Below are 23838 nucleotides of genomic sequence, written 5' to 3' on the forward strand. Positions count from 1 at the left end.
GAGATTTCATCCACGTCCCTAATAATAAAGCGCTTTCAAAACGCAGAGGGTGTTGGCATGACTTTTGCATAAACTGCTTGACGGGAAATTCTCCACACGGAGCCCACTGTTAACCCAGAAGAATGAGACTAGGGAGGTTTCTTCATTGAACATCTTTGACTACATGCAAAAGTACGACTACGAGCAACTGGTATTTTGCCAAGACGAAAATTCCGGTTTGAAAGCAATCATTTGCATTCATGATACGACACTCGGACCAGCATTGGGCGGCACGCGCATGTGGCCGTACAAAACCGAAGAAGAAGCGATCATCGACGTACTGCGTCTCGGTCGCGGCATGACTTACAAAAATGCTGCTGCTGGCCTCAATATTGGCGGCGGTAAAGCCGTGATCATCGGAGATCCGCGCCAGCATAAAAGTGAAGAGCTGTTCCGCGCATTCGGCCGCTACATCCAAGGTCTGAATGGCCGTTACATCACAGCAGAAGACGTAGGTACGACTGTTGCTGACATGGACATGATCCACCTGGAAACCGACTACGTAACAGGCGTTTCTCCTGCATTCGGCTCCAGCGGCAACCCGTCTCCGGTCACAGCTTACGGGGTATATCGCGGTATGAAGGCATCTGCGAAGCTCGCTTTCGGATCTGATTCCTTGTCCGGCCGTGTCGTTGCTGTACAAGGTGTAGGAAACGTGGCATACAACCTGTGCCGCCACCTGCATGAGGAAGGCGCACACCTGATCGTAACCGACATCAATGAAGAAAACGTAAACCGCGCTGTCAACGATTTCGGAGCAAAAGCAGTTGGCGTCAACGACATCTTTGGCGTAGAGTGCGACATCTTCTCTCCTTGCGCGCTTGGTGCGATCATCAACGACGACACCATTCCGCTGTTGAAAGCAAAAGTAATTGCCGGTGCGGCGAACAACCAGCTGAAAGAAGAGCGTCACGGCGATCAAATCCACGAAATGGGTCTGATCTACGCGCCAGACTATGTGATCAACGCAGGCGGCGTTATCAACGTGGCTGACGAACTGCAAGGCTACAACCGCGAGCGCGCCCTGAAAAAAGTAGAAACCATCTACGACACGATCTTGAAAGTGTACGAAATTGCTGAGCGCGACGGCATGCCATCCTACAAGGCGGCTGACCGCATGGCAGAAGAGCGCATTGCCAGCGTGGGCAAATCCCGCAATACTTTCCTGCAAAACGGAAAAACGGTTTACCACCGCTAATCGTTCTTAAATGAAACCATTCCCCTGCTCCCGCTCTTTCTTTTTCTCGATGAATGGGCGGTCAGGGGGTACATATCCTCTGTTCTTAGAATATTCTCATTCTCATAAAAACGTAGGCAAACGCCACAAAAGAGCAGCAACCAGCTTTTTCGACTGTCTTCGCCAATGCGTGAAGGCGCTTCTATGAAAGGAGAGCTCAAGCATGTCACAAGAATTTGATCTGGTCGTTCTCGGTGGAGGAACCGGCGGCTATGTAGCAGCGATCCGTGCGTCCCAGTTGGGAATGAAAGTCGCGATTGTGGAAAAAGAAAAGCTGGGTGGAACGTGCCTGCATCGCGGCTGCATTCCGTCCAAAGCGCTTTTGCGCAGCGCAGAAGTATTTTCGACCTTGAAGGAAGCGGACAAATACGGTGTATCGGCAGGCGCGGTTGGCTATGATTTCAGCAAAATCCAGGAGCGCAAGCAAGGCATTATCGACCAACTTCATAAAGGGATTCAATACTTGATGAAAAAAGGCAGCATCACGATTTTCGAAGGCTTCGGCCGCGTGATGGGGCCATCCATCTTTTCGCCGCAAGCAGGTGCTGTCCGCATTGAAAAAGAAAACGGCGATCAGGAAATGATCGTGCCGCGCTTTTTGCTGCTCGCGACGGGTTCCCGCCCGCGTACGCTTCCTGGGCTGGTCATTGACGGCTCTTATGTAGTGACGAGCGACGAGGCACTCCAGTGGGAACAGTTGCCGAAGTCGGTCGTGATCGTCGGAGGCGGCGTGATCGGAATCGAGTGGGCGTCCATGCTGAACGACTTTGGCGTCGATGTGACGATTGTCGAGTACGCAGATCGCATTTTGCCATTCGAAGACGAAGAAGTGAGCAAGGAACTGGCTCGCTTGCTGAAAAAACGCAAAGTCAACATCGTCACAGGGGCGAAGGTGCTTCCCGAGACGCTGGAAAAAGGCGAGGGCAAAGTCAGCATTTCGGCTGAGACGAAAAAAGGCGTCGACCGTTTTGAAGCAGAAAAAGTTCTCGTCTCGGTAGGCCGCCAAGCCAATGTAGAAAACATCGGCCTGGAAGCGACCGAGATCAAGATCGAGCGTGGAGTCGTCGTGGTCAACGAACATTTCCAGACGGCAGAATCGCATATATATGCCATTGGCGATGTGATTGGCGGCTTGCAGCTGGCTCACGTTGCTTCGCACGAAGGAATTTTGGCTGTCGAGCACATGGCTGGGCTGAATCCGCATCCGCTCGATTACACGAAGGTTCCCAAATGCACGTACAGCCGTCCGGAAGTGGCGAATGTCGGCTTGACGGAAAAAGAGGCGCGCGAGCAAGGCTTTGAAGTAAAGGTAGGCAAATTCAGCTTCAAGCCATTGGGCAAGGCACTGATCCATGGCGAGAATGACGGCTTTGTGAAGTTGGTCGTTGATGCCAAAACGAATGATTTGCTAGGGGTTCACATGATCGGTACGCATGTGACCGACATGATCTCCGAGGCGGGCTTGGCCCGGGTACTGGATGCGACGCCATGGGAGATTGGACAGACCATCCATCCGCATCCATCTCTCTCAGAGGCGATTATGGAAGCGGCATTGGCCGTCGATGGAAAAGCGATTCACAATTAGCAAGGAGGGTATCCACAATGACAACCAAACGGCATGAACAAGTTGGTTTGACAGATGCGCAAGTTCTGGACATGTACTATTACATGCTGCTCGCGCGAAAAATTGACGAACGCCAGTGGCTGTTGAATCGGGCGGGCAAAGTGCCATTCGTCATTTCCTGCCAAGGTCAGGAGGCAGCACAGGTAGGAGCAGCTTTCGCTCTGGAGACGGACAAAGACTTCTTGTGCCCGTACTATCGCGATCTCGGCCTGGTGCTGGTATTTGGTCAGACTGCCCGCGATTGCATGCTCTCCGCTTTTGCCAAAGCAGAAGATCCGAACAGTGGCGGCCGCCAAATGCCTGGTCACTTCGGCGGTAAAAAATACAACATCCTGACAGGTTCCAGCCCGGTTACGACCCAAGTGCCGCATGCGGTTGGCATGGCCTTGGCAGGCAAAATGCAAAACAAAGATTTTGTCGTGTACACCTCTTTCGGGGAAGGCTCCAGCAACCAGGGGGATTTCCACGAGGGTGCCAACTTCGCGGGCGTGCACAAGCTCCCGGTCATCTTTTTCTGTGAAAACAACAAGTACGCCATCTCTGTTCCATTGAAGAAGCAACTGGCTTGCGAAAGCGTGGCGGACCGCGCTCTTGGCTACGGCTTCCCGGGTGTCAGCGTAGACGGCAACGATCCGATTGAAGTGTATCGCGTCATGAAGGAAGCTGTTGATCGCGCTCGTCGCGGTGAAGGAGCAACCTTGATCGAAGCGGTCATGTACCGTCTGGTTCCCCATTCGAGTGACGACGACGACCGCGTCTATCGCACGCGTGAAGAAGTCGAAGAAGCGAAGAAAAAAGATCCGTTGATCGTTTTCGCGGCTTACTTGAGAGAAATCGGCTTGCTCGATGAAAATACAGAAGCGGATATGCTGGCTCGTGTGCAGCTGGAAGTGGACGAAGCGACGGAGTATGCGGAAAACGCACCATATCCGACACCTGAATCGACATTGACTCACGTATACGGGAACTAAGGGGGGATCTTTCATGGCAGTCATTTCGTTTATTGATGCGATTACGATGGCGATGCGGGAAGAAATGCGTCGCGATCCCAATGTGTTTATTCTTGGAGAAGACGTAGGGGTACGCGGTGGCGTATTCCGTGCGACCAATGGATTGATTGATGAATTTGGCGAGGAGCGCGTGATTGATACTCCGCTGGCTGAATCGGCGATTGTCGGGGTAGGGATCGGGGCGGCTGCTTACGGCATGCGGCCGATTGCGGAAATCCAGTTTGCCGACTTCATCATGCCAGCCGTCAACCAGATTGTCAGCGAAGCGGCGAAAATGCGTTACCGTTCCAACAACGACTGGAATTGCCCGCTCACGATCCGCGCTCCATTCGGCGGCGGCGTGCACGGCGCTCTCTATCACTCGCAGTCGGTGGAAGCGATGTTTACGAATATCCCTGGGCTGAAAGTGGTGGCTCCGTCCACCCCTTACGATGCAAAAGGCTTGCTCAAAGCGGCGATCCGCGACGAGGACCCGGTTCTCTTTTTCGAGCACAAGCGTTGCTATCGCCTGATCAAAGGCGAAGTGCCTGAGCACGACTATGTCCTGCCGATCGGAAAAGCGGACGTCAAGCGTGAAGGTACGGACATTACGGTTATTTCTTACGGACTCGCCCTGCACTTCTGCCTGCAAGCAGCCGAGAAGCTCGCACAGGAAGGTATCAGCGCGCATGTTCTCGACTTGCGCACCTTGTACCCATTGGATAAGGAAGCGATTGCAGAAGCTGCCTCCAAGACCGGAAAAGTGCTGATCGTGCACGAAGACAACAAAGAGGGCGGAGTCGGCGGAGAGGTGGCGGCGATCGTTGCCGAACATTGCCTGTTCGATCTCGATGCTCCAATCAAACGTCTGTGCGGACCGGATGTACCTGCAATGCCGTACAGTCCTCCGATGGAGAAATTTTTCATGCTGAATCCGGATAAAGTGTTGGAAGCAATGCGCGAGTTGGCCAACTTTTAAAGGCGAGGAGGACCACAGGTCATGGCAACGAAAGTACTTATGCCCCAACTGGGTGAGAGTGTAACCGAGGGGACTATCAGCAAATGGCTGGTCAATGTTGGCGATACCGTCAAAAAATACGATTCATTGGCTGAAGTGACGACGGACAAAGTGAATGCGGAAGTTCCTTCTACCGTATCCGGTCGGGTAACGGAGATCGTGGTTGCGGAAGGAGAAACTGTAGCAGTCGGAACGTTGATTCTATATATCGAAGAAAGTGGCGGAGGATCGGCGGAGCAAGCGAGTCCGGCAGCTGAGGCGGCTACCCCAGCTACACCTGCCGCGGCAGCCAGCCAACCGAGCGCAGCGCCTGCGGTGGCAGCGATCTCGGTGCCATCTGCTCCTGCCGCTGCTCCACAGGCAGCTGGAAACGAAGGGCCTAAGCAACGTTATTCTCCTGCTGTGATGATGCTTTCCCAGCAGCATGGCATTGATTTGTCTCGCGTCGCAGGTACGGGTGCGGGAGGGCGCATTACGCGCAAGGACGTGCAAGCAATTATTGATGCAGGTGGTCAAAAACCTGCTGAACCAGTAGTGGAAGCTGTTGCCCAAGCGCCAGTGGCGGCAACGCCTGCGCCTGCTGCGACAACCCCTGCACCACAAGCGACCGCTGCTCCAACTGCGACACCAGCAGCTTCAATCGACATCCCGGTTGCCAGCGGCGATCAAGTCGTTCCGGTGACGCCTATCCGCCGCACGATCGCCAGCCGCATGGTACAGAGCAAGCACGAAGCTCCGCATGCCTGGACGATGATCGAGGTGGACGTAACCAATCTGGTCAACTTCCGCAACCAGGCCAAATCTGAGTTCGCCAAAAAAGAAGGGCTCAATCTGACTTTCTTGCCGTTCTTTATCAAGGCGGTCGTGGAAGCGCTGAAAGAATTTCCGATGATCAATTCCACCTGGGCGAATGACAAGATCATCGTGAAAAAAGACATCAACATCTCGATCGCCGTTGCGACAGAAGATGCTCTGTATGTACCTGTCATCAAGGATGCCGATCAAAAATCCATCCTGGGCATCGCCAAGTCGGTTGACGATCTGGCTGCGCGCACGCGCGCCGGCAAGCTGACGATGGACGACATGACTGGCGGTACGTTCACCGTGAACAATACCGGATCTTTCGGCTCTGTTCTGTCCCAGCCGATCATCAATGCACCGCAGGCAGCGATTCTCAGCGTGGAATCCATCGTAAAACGCCCGGTTGTCATCAACGACATGATCGCGGTACGTTCGATGGTGAACTTGTGCATGTCTTTGGATCACCGCGTGCTCGACGGGCTCATTTGCGGACGTTTCCTGCAAAGCGTGAAGCAGAAGCTGGAGAGCATCGGGCCGGACACCAAGCTGTACTGATTTTGCCGAAGGACGGGTTACACCCTGCAACCAGGTCGAAGCAGACCTGGTTTTTTGCTTGATAAAAATTTTTGAGCTGTTTCTTTTTGGACTGTAACTTTTTCGCGGGCGACATCGTCTTAGCAATAGTAGCCAATGGGTCTCGAATCTTCCGTAGAAGAGATTCCCACCAGATATCATTTATGGTAGACTGGTAGCGACCTGCTAGAGAAAAATTTCCAGATTATAGGCAAATGTGGGAGGAAAAACATGGAGAAAAGTAAAAAAGCACTACCATTAGTGCTGGCATCCGCGCTGGCCGCTACACCTTTTGTTGCTATACCGCAAGAGGCGCATGCCGTAAGCAAGGTGTCTGTCACGGCAAAAGATGACGGGGTAGATGAAGATAGCAAGTACACGATTAAATTTACGATGGAAGACGACCTGGAAAAAGGCGACTCCATCACAATCGAATTTGACTCTGATTTCAAAATCAGCAAAAACATCGATGAAAGTGATATCGATGCCGATTTCGATATAAAAACGGTAAAAGTCAGCAGCAATGAAATCAAGATCACTGTAAACGAGAGCGTTGACGCAGGAAAAATTACCATCGACATCACTTCGGGCATCACCAATCCGAAGAGCAAAGGCACGTACGATGTCACCGTAGGTACAAGCAATGACGACGATGAAGATACGGGCGAGATCGAGATCAAAAAGAGCGGCAGTTCCAGCTCCAGCAGCGGTTCCAGCAACGACTATGCAGTATCGCTCGGTTCCAAGGGAGCTGGCGATGAAACCAGCATCAAGCTGGGAAAAATCTCGCTCAAAGGCAGCGACGAGCTGGAATCGAACGAATACATCACTGTAGTTTTCCCGGACAAAAACATGCTGCCGTCCAGCATTGATTCGAGCGATGTCAAAGTCAACGGAACGACTGCCAAGTCTGTCAGCGTGAGTAAAGGCGAAGTGGAAATCAAAGTTCCAAGCTCCGTTGACGGAGATGACTACATGACCATCGAGTTCAGCAAATCGGCTGGTATTGAAAATCCGAGCAGTGCTGACAAATATACATTCAAAGTGAAGTACGACGGAGTTACATACGAGTCCGAAAAATTCGAGATCACCAAATCCGGTTCCAGCACCAGCACGGCTACCAGTGCTTTCTCCGTCAATTTGTCTGATCCAGCTGCTGGCGCGCGCACCAGCTACACTTTTGATGCGGACTTCGGCAACAAACAGCTCCGAGCGGACGAAGACCTCATTTTGGAATTTCCTTCTTCCGACATGGTGCCAGGCATCTTGAGCGCATCCGAATTTACATTGAACGGAAAAACGGCGAAGCGTGTAAGCGCTGCGGGCAACAAAGTATACGTAACAGCTCCTTCCAACTTCTCTTCGACCAGCGAAGTGAAAGTCGTTGTTGCTGTGGGAGCATGGATCACCAATCCGAAATCGGCGGGTAGCTACACGCTCAAAGCAACGGTTGCAGGCCGCACTTTGGAATCCAAATCGTTTTCTGTTAGCGGATCTTCGGTAAATCCAACGCCAAATCCGACTCCAACCCCAACGCCGACTCCAGTGCCGAACACCACAGTGAACAACAGCACTGCGACGATCGGTCTGACTTCCACAGCGGTTGGAAAAGCGACAGGCGTCAATGTGGCAATCAAAACATTGGGTGTAGGGCTTGTGAAGCAACGCGATTTCGTTGAGCTTGTATTCCCGGCAGGTTACAAAGTTCCGGCTTACATCGCTCCGGCGAACGTGTCTGTGAACGGCGTGGCAGCCAACTATGTTGCTGTGCGCGGCCAAAATGTGCTGATTTACCCATCGCAGGACATCCCTGCTGCCACTGCGGCGAACATCAGCATCAATGCAGCTGCGAATATCGTGAATCCAGCGGTGAAAAGCACTTACAGCATCAGCGTGTTTACCTCTGAAGAAAAAGGTCTGCTGTTTGCACGGGCGGTAGGTGTAGGTATGCCTGCTCCAGCTCAACCTGCTCAGCCAGCACAACCTTCTGTAGCTGTGCCTGCAAATGCGGCTCTGTTCAAAGTAGGTACTGCGAACTTCACCGTAAACGGAAAAGCGTATCCGCTGCAAGTAGCGCCTACGATTGTGAATGGCAACACGACAATGGTGCCTGCGCAATTTTTCAAAGAAGCGCTGTCCTTGACTACACAATGGAACAACAAAGACGTCGCGGTAATCAGCGGCACAAAAGTGTTGAAGTTTACTGTTGGCTCCAATAAAGCGAAGCTGGGCGCTCAAGAAATTACGCTCCCTGCGCCAGTTGTTTTGAACAATGGCATGCCGATGGTTCCAATCCGTACGGTAACCGATAACCTCGGTTATAAAGTAGGCTGGGATGCGAAAACATCCAGCGTGTTTGTCTACAAATAAAAACAAGGCAACAAAACGAGAAACCCCCTGCACAGCTTGACAAAGGCTGCAGCAGGGGGTTTTTGCTTGCAAGACAGTTGAGTCTCGCCGCTTACAGATAGTAAAAGAACGTTGGGATGATCAGGGAGAGAATCAACAACCCGATGAGGATTTTTGCGAACAGGGATTGAAATTTCATAACAGAAAAAACCTCCTTTCAGATCGGAAAATGCCCAAATAAAAGGAAAAGATCAGGTAATTTCGACCCTGGCTATGCTAGAATAAAAAAAGTACGATCGAATGACCTCAACAGGATTGTACCGAAATGTCGCTTTCGAGACAACCATTTGAAAAAAGGATGATGGCTGTGAGCACCCCAAACAAAATTGCCCATATCGGGATCGCGGTAAAGAGTCTGGAGAAGACGCTTCCTTTTTACACGGAGCAGTTGGGCTTGCGATTGGTAGGATCAGAAGTGGTAGAAAGCGAGCAGGTCAAGGTAGCGTTTCTGGCAATCGGAGAAAGCCGAATTGAGCTTTTGGAGCCGCTTGGCGAAGACAGCCCGATTGCCAAGTTCATCGAGAAGCGGGGAGAAGGAATCCACCATATCGCACTGGATGTAGACGACGTCACAACCCGTTTGCAGCAGTTGAAGGAACAGGGAGTGCCGCTCATTCACGAGACACCCAAAACAGGTGCGCATGACGCCCTGATCGGGTTTTTGCATCCAAAAGCGGCTGGCGGAGTGCTGTACGAGCTGTGCCAATACCCGAAAAACGAAAATTCGCATGTGGACGAGCAATGAGTGAAAAAGAATCGCGAGTGATTTCGTAGTAGAAAAAAATTTTTTGCGGTATACTGGAACTTGTGAATATGTACCAAAATCGGGCAAGTAATCGGGAGGTAACGAGTGTGAGTGTGATCAACGAAGAGCGTTTGCTAAACGAGTTTCTGGAGCTTGTGCAAATTGACAGCGAAACGAAAAACGAAGCAGCCGTAAACAAAGTGCTGAAAGAAAAGCTGATCGAGATGGGCTTTACCGTCCAAGAAGACGATGCGGCAGCGAAAACAGGACACGGCGCCAACAACCTGATTGCTACCTTGGAAGGCACAGGAAACGGCCCGGTTATTTTGTTCAGCAGCCATATGGACACGGTAGTGCCAGGAAACGGGATCAAACCGCAAATCCGCGATGGCTATGTATACTCCGATGGCACGACCATTCTGGGAGCGGACGACAAAGCCGGCATTGCTGCGATTTTTGAAGGCATTCGCACGCTGAAGGAACAAAACCTGCCGCATCCAACGATCCAGGTTGTTCTGACAGTCGGGGAAGAATCCGGCCTGGTAGGTTCCCGCGCTTTGGATTCCAGCCTGCTGAAAGCGGAGATGGGCTTCATTCTCGACTCCGAAGGTCCGGTTGGCAAAATCACCGTTGCAGGTGCTGGGCAGTACAGAATCATCACCAAAATCCACGGCAAAGCGGCTCACGCTGGCGTGAATCCAGAGGATGGAATCAGTGCGATTACTGTTGCTAGCAAGGCGATTTCCCGCATGCCTCTGGGGCGCATCGATGCGGACACGACTGCGAACATCGGTCGTTTTGAAGGTGGCCGGGCGTACAACATCGTTACGGACTATGTGGAAATCTGGTCGGAAGCGCGCAGCCTGGTCATGGACAAGCTGGAAGCGCAAGTGAAAAAAATGACGACGGCATTCGAGGAAGCGGCTGCCGAGATGGGCGCTACGTGCGAGAACGAAGTCATTTTCATGTACCATGGCTACAAATTCGATGAATCTACCCCAGTTGTAAACAAAGCGATTGGAGCGGTGAAGCGTATTGACCGCAATCCGGAGCTGGTTGCAAGTGGCGGAGGCAGCGACGGCAACGTATTCAACGGATACAACATTCCGAGCGTGAACTTTGCGATCGGTTATGAAGAAATCCATACGAAAAGCGAGCGCATGCCAATCTCCGAGCTGAACAAAGCGGCAGAACTGGTGCTGGCGATCATCGCAGAAGTACAAGAGTAAACGACAGGTGGCGGAATCCTTCAGAGGGTTCCGCTTTTTTGCTTCTTTTCGGGTTGGATGATTGGGACAATCGTGGTCTGTCATACACTGTAGGAAGGAGCGGACGAGGGGGAAGAGCATGCTGCATTTGGCAACGGGTACGGTCATTCGCGTGTTGGAGCGGCAAACAGGCATGCAAGTGCTGGAGGTAAAGCTGAGCAGGCAAGAAGCGGGAAGCCTGCAAACGCAAAAGGCGATTTCTTTTGCCCGGGAGGAATACTCCCCAGGAGACAATCTTTTGCTCAACACGACAGCGCTTCAGCTGCAGTTGGGGACAGGCGGATTTCATCTGGTCGTGGGCAAAAGCGCCGGGGAAGTCGATTGTGATGTGGCTCCGAGCGAATGGGGGCATATTATGAAAATGCGTTATTCCCCGTGGCAATTGGCAGTGGATGCCGTGGAAGAACAGGCAAGCCCTTTTCATGAGCTGTTTTTGCAGGCAGACTTGACGCTGGAAGGTACGCCTGTGTTGATCGGAGAGCTGCACAGCTTGTTGCCGCCAGCTGTTCTTGCCTTAAAAGAGAAGCATCCGCAGTTGCGGATCGTCTATGTGATGCCTGACGCTGCTTCGCTGCCGATTGCTTTCAGCCAGCACGTCCGGCAGTTGTCGCGAGCAGGCCATTTGACAGCGACAGTCACGACTGGACACGCCTGGGGAGGAAATCGCGAGGCGGTGACGATTCACAGCGGTTTGCTGGCCGCACGTCATGTGGAAAAGGCAGATGTCATCCTGTGCATGCTTGGGCCTGGCGTCGCAGGTACGGGTACAGTGTACGGATTTTCCGGCGTTCAACTGGCGGAAGTCATTCACGCCGTGTCGGCTCTTGGCGGGACCCCTTTTTTTATCCCGCGCATCAGCTTTGCTGACCAGCGCAGCAGGCATTACGGAATCAGCCATCATACGACCGCAATTTTGGGGCGGTTTGCCCTGGCGCCGACAATCGTGACGTTGCCTGTTCTCGGAGACGAGCGCGATTGTCTCATCAAGCAGCAGGCGCAGGCCGTTGCCAACAGTTCCGCGAAACACGTTCTGGTCAGAGGAAAGGCTCCTGCAAGCGAGCGTTTGAAGGCGTTGGAGCAAAGGCATGGCTTGTCCTTTTCCACGATGGGCAGAAGCTGGGAAGTGGACTGCGTGCCGTTTCAAACCGCTGTTTTGGCGGCAGATATGGTGGGAAAAAGCATGCAAAGCGGCAAGCTCGCTGCTAACGGCGAGCCGCGTTTGCCCGTTTCGTCAGGTACTCTTGAAGCGTTAGGTCTTTACTTGACCAGGAACGAAGAGCAGCCTTGATTTCCCAAGCTTTCCCGACCATTCGCAATTGCTTTTCGCTGACATAGGTTTTCATCCACAATCTCCTCCGATACAATAGGGTGGACAAGCTTCATGCTCCCAACTTATGGAGAGACAAGTGGATTTAGAACGCCAAGCTGAAAAAAGGATGATGAATGTGAGCAAGCAAGATCATTTGTACGAAAAAACGATTGCCAGCCAATCGATTTACGAAGGGCGAATCATTAAACTGAAAGTGGATGACGTGCTTTTGCCTAACGGAAACACGGCGAAGCGCGAGATTGTCAATCATCCGGGGGCTGTTGCGGTTCTCGCCTTGACCGACGATAACAAGCTCGTAGCTGTACGCCAATTCCGCAAGCCGCTGGAGCAAACGATCGTGGAAATCCCGGCGGGTAAGCTGGAAGCGGGCGAGGAGCCGTTGACTTGCGCCATGCGCGAACTGGAAGAAGAGACAGGCTATGTGGCGAGCCATTACGAGCCGCTCAGTGCTTTTTACACGTCTCCGGGATTTGCCGATGAGCTTTTGCATGTGTTTGTCGCTACAGGGCTGACAAAGGGCGAGAGCAAGCCGGACGAGGACGAATTTGTGGACACCCTCGAATTGACGCTGGAGGAGGCGCGCGAGTTGCATAAAAACGGGGAGATTCGCGATGCCAAAACGGTCGTAGCCTTGTTTGCCTGGGAGAACAAATTGCTGAGAGAGCAGTTGAAGGGCTGATGCACAACTACTTTTGCGACATGCACATCCATATTGGCGGCACGTGGACGGGCAAGCCGGTGAAAATAACGGCTTCACGGCAGATGACGCTGACCAAAATATTGGAGGAAGCTTCGGAAAAAAAGGGCATGGACGTCATCGGGATCATTGATTCGCACTCGCCCGAGGTGCAGGACGAGCTGCTGTCCCTTCTGGAAGCGGGTGTAGCGGCGGAGCACGAGCACGGAGGGATTTTGTACAAGGGAACGATGCTCATCTTGGGCTGCGAACTGGAAATCAAGGAGCCGGGCAGGGGAGAAGCGCATTTTCTTGTCTACTTGCCGACGCTTTGCGCCATGCAGCAATGGACACGCTGGCTCTCGCAGCGCTGCAAAAATGTCCAGTTAAGCTCGCAGCGTGTGTCGGCGCGTTTGCGCGAGCTTCAGGAATGGGTGGAGCACCTTGGCGGCCTGTTGATTCCTGCCCATATTTTTACGCCGCACAAGGGGCTGTACGGCAGTTGTACCGATCATTTGGCTGACGTGCTGGACCCAACCTTGGTACATGCTGTGGAGCTTGGGCTGAGTGCCAATACGGACATGGCGGATCGGTTGTCCGAGCTGCACACCAAAACGTTTCTCACCAATTCGGACGCGCATTCGCTCGGGAAAATTGGCAGGGAGTATCAGAGCATCCGCATGGCTGAGCGTTCTTTTGCCGAATGGGAAAAGGCGATTCGCCGCCAGGACGGCAGAGCTGTTGCGGTCAACTACGGTTTGCATCCGCAACTGGGCAAATATCATCAGACGGCTTGCCAAGGCTGCCAGTCGCTCTTGCCGGCCGATGCTGCGGGGAGATGCCCGGAGTGCGGTCACAAGCGGATTGTGCGGGGTGTGGCAGCCCGCATTGATGAGTTGGCCGATCGGGAGGCGGGAGCGCACCCTGCGTTTCGTCCTCCTTATATCGAGCAGTTTCCGCTGGAGTTTATCCCCGGAATCGGGCCGAAACTGCTTGAGAAGCTGTACCAAGCCTTCGGGACGCAAATGAATGTGGTGCATAGAGCCACGGAGGACGAGTTGGCAAAGGTCGTCGGAGAAAAAATCGCCAAGCTCATTGTCGCGGGCAGGGACGGATCGTTGAACGTGCAAAAAGGCGGCGCGGGTACTTACGGAAAGGTGATTTTGTCATAGCGGTCATAGTCGCCACCCCCGGCGCATAAGCTGTACAGTAATCAGCGAAGCGGGAGGGGACGAACCGTGCGTTCACGAGTCGGACAAACTATCCAATCCTATATGAGAGAACATCAGTCGCTCTATTGGTTTACGATCGTCCTGTTTACCATGGGGATCATCTTCGGTGCTGTGCTCGTCAACTCGCTGCCGCTCTCGCAAAAGCAGGAGTTGTACGGATTTCTCCAATATTTTTTTAACAGCCTGAGCACAAGCGGCATCCCGGAAACGAGCGCCCATTTTCAGCAGTCGTTCGGGCATTATTCGAAGACAGTTGCGATCATGTGGGTATTGGGCTTGTCCATCATCGGCCTGCCAATGATTTTGTTGATGCTGTTTCTCAAAGGGGTCGTCATCGGATTTACTGTCGGCTTTTTGGTCAGCCAGTTGCAGTGGAAAGGAGTAACGTTCGCCATGCTGGGCGTTCTCCCGCAAAACTTGCTCGTCGTCCCGGCCTTGTTCATTGTAGGTGTAAGCGGAATTTCTTTTTCCATGCGGCTGATTCAAACCCGGTTGTTAAGCAAGCGAGACGGGATCATGCCACATTTTATGGGCTACACCGTCCTTGTCATATCGATGCTCGGCGTGCTGACGCTGGCTGCTTTGTTCGAGACTTTTGTTTCACCGAGGCTGATGCAGCTCGTAATTAATTAAGAATTATTATCAGGTAATAACTTATGCATTTGACTTATTCGACGCCCCTCTACTATAATAGGAACAGGTTTCATGCGAGCGGGGAGGGGCATTAATGTTGGAAGAAAAATTAGAGAAGATCAAGCAACAGTTGCATTCACAGAACTACAAGCTGACACCACAGCGTGAAGCCACTGTTCGCGTCTTGCTGGAAAACGAAGAAGATCACTTGAGCGCGGAAGATGTTTATTTGCTGGTGAAGGATAAAGCTCCGGAAATCGGGCTTGCTACTGTATACAGGACACTTGAGCTTTTGAGCGACTTGAAAATCCTTCATAAAATGAACTTTGGCGATGGGGTAGCGAGATACGATTTGCGCGATGACAACGCAGCTTACCACCACCATCACCTGATCTGCCTCAATTGCGGAACCGTGGACGAAATTTTTGAAGACTTGCTTGTCAGTGCAGAAGAAAAGGTCAAGAATGTTTATAACTTTGCTATTACCGACCACCGACTTACCTTTTACGGCGTTTGCAGCCGCTGCATCGATAAAGTGAACGTAGAGGACTTCAAATAAGCCAACTTCTCTGGGAACGGAGAAGTTTTTTCTTTTTCCGGGAGAGCTTTTGTAATGGCCTGCGTTTTCCTGTGGCATCCTAAAACAGTACATGGAGACAGGAGGCGAGATGGCTTTTGATTATTGGTGTGCCAAAAGAAATCAAAAACAATGAAAATCGCGTCGGACTGACGCCTGCTGGTGCAAGTTCCTACAAGCAAGCGGGACATCGCGTGCTGGTGGAGACGCAAGCAGGTGTCGGTTCCGGCTTTACCGATGAAGACTACGCAGCAGCCGGGGCCGAAATTCAGCCGTCCGCTGAGGAAGTATGGAAAAAGGCGGACATGATTTGCAAGGTAAAAGAGCCGTTGCCAGACGAGTACGCTTATTTTCGGGAAAATCAAATCTTGTTTACGTATCTGCATCTCGCCCCTGAACGGGAATTGACCGAACAGTTGCGGGCGAAAAAGGTGGTGGCGGTTGCGTACGAGACGATTCAAACCGACAGCGGTGCCCTGCCTTTGCTCATGCCGATGAGCGAAGTGGCGGGGAGAATGTCTGTGCAGATCGGAGCGCAGTTCCTGGAGAAGCCGCACGGTGGCAAAGGCGTTCTCCTGGGAGGAGTGCCTGGCGTACTGCCCGGTCATGTCGTCATCGTCGGCGGTGGCATCGTCGGAACGAATGCGGCGCGGATGGCAATCGGGCTGGGAGCGAACGTTACGCTGCTCGATATTAATGCGAATCGGCTGCGCGAGCTGGATGAGATATTTGGCGGCAGACTGCATACGCTGATGTCCAACTCGTACAATATTGCCGAAGCGGTAAGGCGCGCAGACTTGCTGATCGGCGCGGTGCTCATTCCCGGCGCCCGCGCTCCGCGGCTGGTCACAGAGGAAATGGTCAAGTCCATGACGCCTGGCTCTGTCATTGTCGATGTGGCGATTGACCAGGGAGGCTCCATCGAGACGGTAGACCGGATTTCTACGCACAGTGATCCTACGTATGTCAGACACGGCGTTGTCCACTACTCGGTCGCGAATATGCCGGGAGCTGTGCCGCGCACCTCGACGATTGCGCTGTCCAACGTCACGCTGCCGTACGGGCTGTTGCTGGCAAACAAAGGGTACCGGGCGGCGATTGCCCAACACCGTGCTTTGGCGAGAGGCGTCAACGTGCTGAACGGCCATATCGTTTACGAAGCCGTTGCCCGTTCCTTGTCCTTGCCGTACACCCCTCTGGATGATGTGTTGCAGGACTTGCCGCTGTAGGGCAGAATGGGCGAGGTGGCAGATGCATACATATGGAGAGAGCAGGGAGGTGGACAAAATGGGGGTCCCGTATCGCCGGATTATGGAGGCGCTTCGCTTTTTGCTGTTATTCGTGACATGCTCATTGCTCTCGTACGGTATCGTCACCTTGTTGGCGGATAAACTTTTGCCCGCTGATCCTTATCATGAACCGCACGGCAATGCCGTCAAGGTCGTAAAAATCATCAACTCCCCACAGACACAAGATTGGGACGGTTATCTCGCCCGTTTGCAGCTGTTTTATTTGACGGGAGAGTAATTGCACATTTTTTTGTGTACGGGCAGCAGGAGATTTTTACTTGGTGTGGAAAGCAATACTGGATACTTATCACCTTGAAGGGGACAGCTTCATGGACAGTCTGATTGATCAATTTATCCACTTCCTTTCTGTGGAAAAAGGGTTAGCGCGCAATACCCTGGAATCGTATCAGCGCGACATGGTGGCCTACACCTCGTATCTGAACGAGCAGGGCGTAACCCGTATCGAGGAATCGGCGCGGACACATATCATTGGCTATTTGCTCGTCTTGCGGGAAAAAGGACGGGCAACGGCAACGCTGTCGCGCAACATGGCATCGATCCGTGCTTTTTACCAGTTTCTCGTTCGGGACAAACTCATTGACAAAGACCCTTCGATCCATCTGGAGACGCCCAAAATCGAGAAGCGCTTGCCAAAAGTGCTCTCGGTTGACGAAGTGGAGCGCCTTTTGGACAGTCCTCCTGTCAATCATCCTGCCGGACTGCGGGATAAAGCCATGCTTGAGCTGTTGTATGCGACAGGCATTCGCGTTTCCGAGCTGGTCAATCTGGATAAAGCGGACGTCAATCTGGACATGGGCTTTGTCAAATGTATGGGAAAAGGGTCCAAGGAACGGATTATTCCGCTTGGCTCTGTTGCGATTCAAATGGTCCGCCACTACTTGCAGGCCGGACGTCCCAAATTGGTGAAGGGAAGCGGCGACTCCGCGCTGTTCCTCAATCATTTGGGCAAACAGATCACACGCCAAGGATTTTGGAAAATCATCAAGCGCTATGCCTTGAAAGCCAACATCCGGGCAGAGATTACGCCACATACATTGCGCCATTCCTTTGCGACGCACCTGCTGGAAAACGGAGCAGACCTGCGTTCGGTGCAGGAGATGCTCGGGCACGCGGATATTTCCACGACGCAAATATACACGCATGTGACCCGAACGAGAATCAAGGACATTTATGCCAAAACGCATCCAAGAGCGTAAGGCGGATGCGGCAAACAGATGACTCCGCCCGAGTCTGAGGCGGAGCAAACTTATCTCCATCAGGTCAGACGTCTGACGACCTGTTTTGGAACACTATTCCTTTTTTGAACTGGAGGCGTTAACATTGCGGTATTCTCGCGTATTTTTAATCGTTATGGATAGCGTAGGGATTGGCGAACAGCCGGATGCTCCGAAATTCCGGGACGAGGGAGCGCATACGCTTGGTCACATTGCGGAGCGCGTCGCCGGCTTTTCCTTGCCGAACCTGCAAAAGCTCGGTCTCGGCAACATTGCGCCGCTAAAAGGAGTGCCTGCGGCAGAAGCTCCTGCGGCTCACTACGGAAAAATGCAGGAAATCTCCATGGGAAAAGATACGACGACAGGCCATTGGGAGATCATGGGCCTGCATGTGTCTACGCCGTTCAATACGTACCCGGACGGTTTTCCCGCTGAACTGATCACAGAATTTGAGCAGCGCATCGGACGCAAAGTGCTGGGCAACAAAGTAGCTTCCGGCACAGATATTCTCGACGAACTTGGCGAAGAGCACATGAAGACAGGTGCTGTCATTGTGTACACTTCCGCTGATAGCGTTTTCCAGGTGGCGGCTCATGAAGAAGTTGTGCCATTGGACGAGCTGTACCGCATTTGCCAAATTGCGCGTGAGCTGACTTTGCGCGATGAATTTGCCGTTACCCGCGTGATTGCCAGACCGTTTGTCGGCGAGCCGGGCAACTTCGCGCGTACCTCCAACCGTCACGACTATTCCGTAAAACCATTCGAAGCGACCGTCATGAACCGTTTGCAGGATGCCGGGCTGACTTCGATTGCGATTGGAAAAATCAGCGACATTTACGCCGAGGAAGGAATCACCCAATCGATCCGCACCAAAGACAACATGGACGGCGTCGACCAATTGCTCGGTACGATGAAGCAGTCTTTTACAGGTCTGTCCTTTGTGAATCTCGTGGACTTTGACGCGAAGTTCGGTCATCGCCGTGATCCGGAAGGGTACGGTCAGGCGTTGATGGAGTTCGATGCGCGCATCCCGGAGATTTTGGCTGCGATGCAAGAAAACGATTTGCTCGTCATTACGGCAGACCACGGCAACGATCCGGTGCACCACGGAACCGACCATACGCGCGAATACGTTCCGCTGATCGTCTATCACAAAGGAATTGCGAACGGCGAGAACCTCGGCATTCGCGAAACATTCGCTGACTTGGGCGCAACGATTGCAGACAATTTTGGCGTAGCTGCTCCGGCAATCGGAAAAAGCTTCCTGAATCGTGTATAAAGGTTAAGTAATTATAAACATTTATATAGAAGAAACAAAATAAAGAGGAGTGTTCAAACATGGCAAACTTGCATGAAGCAGTAGCGTTTATCGAACCAAAACTTTCGGAAAAACCGACAATCGGCCTTGTACTGGGATCGGGTCTTGGCGTTTTGGCGGACGAAATCGAAAATCCGGTCGTCATTCCATACCATGAAATTCCTGGCTTCACCGTTTCCACTGTAGTGGGACACAAAGGACAGCTCGTGATCGGGAAGCTGCAAGGCAAGCAAGTCGTAGCGATGCAAGGGCGTTTTCACTTCTATGAAGGCCACGGACTGGACGCAGTTGTGTTCCCGATCCGCGTGATGAAGCTTCTCGGCGTGGAAACGATTATCGTAACCAACGCAGCGGGCGGCATTAACGAAGGCTACGATCCAGGCGATCTGATGCTGATTTCTGACCACCTCAACATGACTTTCCGCAACCCGTTGATCGGGCCAAACGACGACGAGCTGGGCGCGCGTTTCCCGGACATGTCCGAAGCGTACTCCAAAGAACTGCGCCAATTGGCTCGCCAAGTTGCGTCCGAACAAGGCATCAACCTGCGCGAAGGCGTATACGTAGGTCTGCTTGGTCCTAGCTACGAAACTCCGGCAGAGATCCGCATGCTGCGTCAATTGGGCGGGGATGCCGTGGGCATGTCCACCGTTCCTGAAGTGATTGTGGCGCGTCATATGAAAGTAAACGTGCTGGGCATTTCTTGCATCAGCAACATGGCAGCGGGCATTCTCGAACAGCCGCTTTCCCACGATGAAGTAATGGAGACAACCGAAAAGGTTAAAGCGCAGTTCCTGGCGCTGGTCAACGGGATTGTAGCGAAGCTGTAAGACACAGAAACGGAGGGACCACCTATGCGCATGGTCGATATCATCATCAAAAAGCGGGATGGCGGCGAGCTGACGACTGAGGAAATTCAGTTTCTCGTGGACGGATATACAGACGGAAGCATCCCTGACTACCAGATGTCCGCATGGGCAATGGCTGTGTTGCTCAAGGGCATGACTGCGCGCGAGACAGGCGACTTGACACTTGCCATGGCGGGATCGGGCGAACAGCTCGACCTGTCCTCGCTTTCAGGAATCAAGGTAGACAAGCACAGCACAGGCGGAGTAGGCGACAAGACCACACTTGTCGTCGCGCCTCTGGTGGCGGCAGCAGGGATTCCTGTGGCCAAAATGTCCGGACGCGGCTTGGGCTATTCAGGCGGAACGATCGACAAGCTGGAGTCCTTCAGCGGCTTTCAGGTAGAGCGCACGCGCGAGCAGTTTTTGCAGCAGGTGCGCGATATTGGCGTGTCCGTCATCGGGCAGTCCGGCAACCTGACTCCGGCAGACAAAAAGCTGTACGCCTTGCGCGATGTGACGGGCACAGTAGACACCGTTCCCCTGATCGCCAGCTCTATCATGTCCAAAAAGATCGCAGCGGGTGCTGATGCGATCCTGCTCGACGTGAAGGTAGGCAAGGGAGCCTTCATGAAAAACCTGGAGGAAGCCGAAACGTTGGCGAAAGCGATGGTAGCGATCGGCACCCAGGTAGGACGCAAAACAGTGGCGGTCATCAGCGACATGAACCAGCCGCTGGGCTTTGCCGTGGGGAATGCGCTGGAAGTGAAGGAAGCAGTAGAAACATTGGCTGGCAGAGGTCCAAAAGACTTGACTGAGCTGGTGCTTTCGATCGGCTCCCGCATGCTCGTATTGGGCGGACTCGTTGCAACCGTCGAAGAAGGACGTGCGAAGCTTGAGGACTTGATGGCGACTGGCAAGGCTGTCGACAAGCTGGCTGACATGGTGGAAGCGCAAGGCGGCGACAAGCAGGACGTGTATGACCTGTCCCGTTTGCCGCAAGCGAAGATCATCCATGAGGTTGTCGCGTCTGAGGACGGCTATGTCGAGGCGATTGACGCCGAAGCGGTAGGCCATGCTTCTGTCGTGCTTGGCGCAGGCCGTTTGACCAAGGAAATGCCGATTGATCTGGCAGTGGGCTTCGTCCTGCACAAAAAGCGCGGGGATCAGGTGCGTGCCGGAGAGGTTCTTGTTACCGTTCATGCAAATGACGAGAAACTTTTGCAAAGCGCCCTGGAAGAATTGGGCAATGCCTTCGCGATTTCGACAAAAATCCCGCTTGAGCAGCCGCTGATTTATAAAATCATCGAAGCGTAAAGCAGGCGGATGTTTGAAAGATCAACAAAGAAAGGAGTGTGCCTCAAGCGGGGTACGCACTCCTTTCTTGCTTAAAAATACAGTTTTTCGAGAAAATATAGTTGATTAAATTGTCATTTTCCTTTTCAATATGTAAGAGGAAGTGCTTGTTTGATAATATAAAAAATTTTTTACTGTTCGGCTTCACTTTATAATGTTTTATAATTCTACTTGTCAAATTTCGTTGACACCGCTATCATTTCAGATTACTTTTAATGTAACAGACAAATTATTAAAGTTTTTTTCGAATTTCGTAAAAATAGGATGGAGGTTCCCGGAAAAACGTATTTATGAAAAAGCTGGACCATGTTGACAAGCAGATTCTGCAAATCCTCCAGGAAGACGGACGAATCCCGTATACAGAAATCGCGCATCAACTTGGCGTGAGCGAGGGAACCATTCGATCGCGCATTACCCGTCTGTTACAAGATGGAGTCTTTCAATTCGTTATTCACCCCGACCCGGCGAAGCTTGGCTTGAAAGTACAAGCGATCATCGGGTTAACCACAAAGCTAGGTTTACAGAAAAGTGTGGCAGAAGAATTGAGCAAATTCTCTGCCGTCCGGTTTGTGGGTGCCTTTAGCGGTAAGCACGACTTGATCATCCAAGCGTGTTTCCATAGCAATGACGAGCTGATCACTTTCGTTAACGAACGACTCTCTCAAATTGAAGGAATTGCCGCTGCCGATGTTTCACTGGAGCTGAAGCAGTACAAAGATTCTTTCTCTTTCGTTCCGGATGACGAAGTGACCCTGCAATGAAAGGGGTTGATGCCTTCTAGCCGAAGTCAGGAAGCTTCGGAACATGTTCGTTTTTTTCGTCCTTTATTTTCTGAAAAAAGACAAAAAAGAAAACGTACGGGGGGTTATTGCGTTGAAAAAGAATGTGTTTGCACTTGTAAGCTCGATTGCGGTATTGGGTACGGCATTGGCAGGTTGCGGTGGCGGCCAACAGGCTTCGACTCCAGCTCAACCAGCGAACAATACAACTACCCAGCAGCCTGCGGCAACACCAGAGGCAGAGAAAAAACCACAAGTTCTGAAATTGAACCTGCACTCTGAGCCACCTACGGCTGACCCTGGTCTCTCCGAGGACACAACTTCCGCAGCAATTATCCGCGCTACCTTTGACGGTCTCACCCGCATCGGTCAAGACGGAAAGCCGCAAATGGCTGCTGCTGAAAAAGTGGAAGTTTCCGAGGACATGCTGACTTACAAGTTTACCATTCGCGATGCAAAATGGAGCAATGGAGAGCCTGTAACAGCGAAAGACTTCGAATACGCCTGGAAGCGGGCGCTGGATCCGGCAACCGGAGCCAACTACGCATATCAGCTCTACTATGTAAAGAACGGTGAAAAAGCGAACAAAAAAGAAGCAAAGCTTGACGATATTGGTGTGAAGGCACTGGATGACAAGACGCTGGAAGTAAAACTTGAAAATCCAACTCCATTCTTCCTGGAGCTGACTGCATTCCCAACCTACTTCCCGGTTAACGAAAAAGTGATTTCTGCCAATGCGAAGTGGGCTGGCGAAGCGAAAACACATGTGGGCAACGGCCCGTTCAAAATGGAATCCTGGGAGCACAAGAGCAAGCTGGTGCTCGTGAAAAACGACAACTATTGGGACAAGGATACCGTAAAGCTTGATCGCATCGAGTTCTCCATGGTAGAAGACGAGAACACAGAATTGTCCATGTTCGAAAACGGCGAGTTGGATTGGGCTGGTGCACCGATGAGTGCGCTGCCGACAGACGCGATTCCGGCCTTGAAAGAGCAGGGTAAAATCACTACCCAGCCAATCGCGGGCACGTACTGGTACAAATTCAACGTAGAAAAGCCTCCGTTCGATAATGTGAAGATTCGGAAAGCATTCGCTTACGCGGTTAATCGCCAAGCCCTGATTGACAATATTCTGCAAACGGGACAAATCCCGGCTACAGGCGCAGTACCGCCATCCATGGTTCTCAATCCGAATGGCTACTTCAAGGACAACGATCTGGAGACAGCGAAAAAGCTCTTGGAAGAGGGCCTGAAAGAAAAAGGTCTGACCAAGCTGCCGCCGATCACCCTGTCGTACAACACCTCTGAAGGCCACAAGAAGATTGCCGAAGCGATCCAAGACCAATGGAAGAAAAACCTTGGCGTGGACGTGAAGCTGGAGAACAAAGAGTGGAAAGTATACTTGGAAGACATGCATGCGGGTAACTTCCAAGTGGGCCGCATGGGCTGGCTGGGTGACTTCAACGACCCAATCAACTTCCTGGAGCTGTACAAGGACAAAATGGGTGGAAACAACGATACTCGTTGGGAAAATCCGAAGTTCAAGGAACTCCTGAACCAATCCGCTCTGGAGGCTGATCCGGAGAAGCGTAAGAAAATTCTCGCAGATGCTGAGCAAATCCTGATGGATGAAATGCCAATCATGCCAATTTACTTCTATACCAACTCTTGGGTGGCAAAAGAAAACGTCAAAGGCATCGTCATTGGCGGTCTGGGTGACGTTGACTGGAAATGGGCGACTGTAGAGTAACCTAACTGAAGGATCGGGTATTGCGGCAGAGGGTATATGGAAACCCATATACCTTCTGCTATGCAGTCCCTTCCCATAAATACCAGCTGGCAAAAAAGTCAGCGAAGAAAAAATA

Annotated in this window: 21 protein-coding genes and 1 pseudogene; 21 read left to right on the plus strand and 1 reads right to left on the minus strand. The window is 52.2% G+C overall.

Translation table 11 applies throughout. From position 1 onward, the window contains the following. Positions 1–145 precede the first annotated feature (145 nt). The 9 genes from HP435_RS12215 to HP435_RS12255 all read left to right on the plus strand — a co-directional run bounded on the left by HP435_RS12215 (position 146) and on the right by HP435_RS12255 (position 11991). Positions 146–1237: a Glu/Leu/Phe/Val dehydrogenase dimerization domain-containing protein gene (locus HP435_RS12215; protein WP_063226859.1), complete on the plus strand. Its 1092-nt coding sequence runs from the start codon at positions 146–148 to the stop codon at positions 1235–1237. A gap of 202 nt (positions 1238–1439) precedes the next feature. Then, positions 1440–2861, plus strand: a complete 1422-nt coding sequence (gene lpdA, locus HP435_RS12220) for a dihydrolipoyl dehydrogenase (protein ID WP_173599146.1) — start codon at positions 1440–1442, stop codon at positions 2859–2861. Positions 2862–2878: 17 nt separating this feature from the next. Then, positions 2879–3871, plus strand: a complete 993-nt coding sequence (locus HP435_RS12225) for a thiamine pyrophosphate-dependent dehydrogenase E1 component subunit alpha (RefSeq protein ID WP_063226861.1) — start codon at positions 2879–2881, stop codon at positions 3869–3871. 13 nt (positions 3872–3884) lie between these two features. Next, the gene (locus HP435_RS12230) at positions 3885–4868 is read left to right on the plus strand and encodes an alpha-ketoacid dehydrogenase subunit beta (RefSeq protein WP_063226862.1); all 984 of its coding nucleotides are present in this window, start codon (positions 3885–3887) and stop codon (positions 4866–4868) included. A gap of 21 nt (positions 4869–4889) precedes the next feature. Beyond that, positions 4890–6263: a dihydrolipoamide acetyltransferase family protein gene (locus HP435_RS12235; protein ID WP_173599145.1), complete on the plus strand. Its 1374-nt coding sequence runs from the start codon at positions 4890–4892 to the stop codon at positions 6261–6263. A gap of 249 nt (positions 6264–6512) precedes the next feature. Beyond that, positions 6513–8651: a copper amine oxidase N-terminal domain-containing protein gene (locus HP435_RS12240; protein ID WP_173599144.1), complete on the plus strand. Its 2139-nt coding sequence runs from the start codon at positions 6513–6515 to the stop codon at positions 8649–8651. 346 nt (positions 8652–8997) lie between these two features. Then, a complete protein-coding gene (gene mce / locus HP435_RS12245; RefSeq protein ID WP_173595780.1) occupies positions 8998–9435 on the plus strand; it encodes a methylmalonyl-CoA epimerase in 438 nt (145 codons plus the stop codon). A 107-nt stretch (positions 9436–9542) separates the two neighbouring features. Beyond that, entirely contained in the window at positions 9543–10664 is a 1122-nt protein-coding gene (locus tag HP435_RS12250; protein ID WP_122965870.1) for a M20/M25/M40 family metallo-hydrolase, read from the plus strand. A 118-nt stretch (positions 10665–10782) separates the two neighbouring features. Beyond that, positions 10783–11991: a DUF3866 family protein gene (locus HP435_RS12255; RefSeq protein WP_173595781.1), complete on the plus strand. Its 1209-nt coding sequence runs from the start codon at positions 10783–10785 to the stop codon at positions 11989–11991. A gap of 7 nt (positions 11992–11998) precedes the next feature. Here the strand turns inward: HP435_RS12255 and HP435_RS29255 are convergent. Further along, positions 11999–12046 (minus strand): annotated as a pseudogene (locus HP435_RS29255) (hypothetical protein); the annotation flags it as partial. Between the two features lie 102 nt (positions 12047–12148). On the opposite strand from HP435_RS29255, the gene HP435_RS12260 reads away from it, so the two are divergent. From HP435_RS12260 to HP435_RS12315, 12 genes are all read left to right on the plus strand, one after another. Then, the gene (locus HP435_RS12260; protein WP_122965898.1) at positions 12149–12712 is read left to right on the plus strand and encodes an NUDIX domain-containing protein; all 564 of its coding nucleotides are present in this window, start codon (positions 12149–12151) and stop codon (positions 12710–12712) included. Continuing rightward, on the plus strand, positions 12712–13881 hold the full coding sequence (locus HP435_RS12265) for an endonuclease Q family protein (RefSeq protein WP_173595782.1): 1170 nt from the start codon (positions 12712–12714) through the stop codon (positions 13879–13881). Before HP435_RS12260 ends, HP435_RS12265 begins: the two co-directional genes overlap by 1 nt. Positions 13882–13947: 66 nt before the next feature. After that, positions 13948–14574 carry a stage II sporulation protein M gene (gene spoIIM, locus HP435_RS12270; protein WP_122965874.1) on the plus strand — a complete coding sequence of 209 codons (627 nt, stop codon included), beginning with the start codon at positions 13948–13950 and terminating at the stop codon, positions 14572–14574. Between the two features lie 94 nt (positions 14575–14668). Next, entirely contained in the window at positions 14669–15133 is a 465-nt protein-coding gene (locus HP435_RS12275; RefSeq protein ID WP_063226868.1) for a ferric iron uptake transcriptional regulator, read from the plus strand. Between the two features lie 116 nt (positions 15134–15249). Then, a complete protein-coding gene (gene ald, locus HP435_RS12280) occupies positions 15250–16380 on the plus strand; it encodes an alanine dehydrogenase (protein ID WP_173599143.1) in 1131 nt (376 codons plus the stop codon). A gap of 58 nt (positions 16381–16438) precedes the next feature. After that, complete coding sequence (locus tag HP435_RS12285) at positions 16439–16678, plus strand: YqzK family protein (RefSeq protein ID WP_122965876.1); 240 nt, start codon at positions 16439–16441, stop codon at positions 16676–16678. Between the two features lie 91 nt (positions 16679–16769). Beyond that, a complete protein-coding gene (xerD, locus tag HP435_RS12290; RefSeq protein ID WP_122965899.1) occupies positions 16770–17657 on the plus strand; it encodes a site-specific tyrosine recombinase XerD in 888 nt (295 codons plus the stop codon). A gap of 124 nt (positions 17658–17781) precedes the next feature. Continuing rightward, a complete protein-coding gene (gene deoB / locus HP435_RS12295) occupies positions 17782–18954 on the plus strand; it encodes a phosphopentomutase (protein ID WP_122965877.1) in 1173 nt (390 codons plus the stop codon). 59 nt (positions 18955–19013) lie between these two features. Continuing rightward, positions 19014–19823, plus strand: a complete 810-nt coding sequence (locus tag HP435_RS12300; RefSeq protein WP_122965878.1) for a purine-nucleoside phosphorylase — start codon at positions 19014–19016, stop codon at positions 19821–19823. Between the two features lie 24 nt (positions 19824–19847). Next, positions 19848–21155, plus strand: coding sequence for a pyrimidine-nucleoside phosphorylase (locus HP435_RS12305; RefSeq protein WP_173599142.1), 1308 nt, complete (start codon positions 19848–19850; stop codon positions 21153–21155). A 329-nt stretch (positions 21156–21484) separates the two neighbouring features. After that, positions 21485–21955: an Lrp/AsnC family transcriptional regulator gene (locus HP435_RS12310; protein WP_063226874.1), complete on the plus strand. Its 471-nt coding sequence runs from the start codon at positions 21485–21487 to the stop codon at positions 21953–21955. Between the two features lie 112 nt (positions 21956–22067). Continuing rightward, the gene (locus HP435_RS12315; RefSeq protein WP_173599141.1) at positions 22068–23723 is read left to right on the plus strand and encodes a peptide ABC transporter substrate-binding protein; all 1656 of its coding nucleotides are present in this window, start codon (positions 22068–22070) and stop codon (positions 23721–23723) included. Positions 23724–23838: the final 115 nt, after the last annotated feature.

Source organism: Brevibacillus sp. HD3.3A, from assembly GCF_013284375.2.
Lineage (GTDB): Bacteria > Bacillota > Bacilli > Brevibacillales > Brevibacillaceae > Brevibacillus > Brevibacillus parabrevis.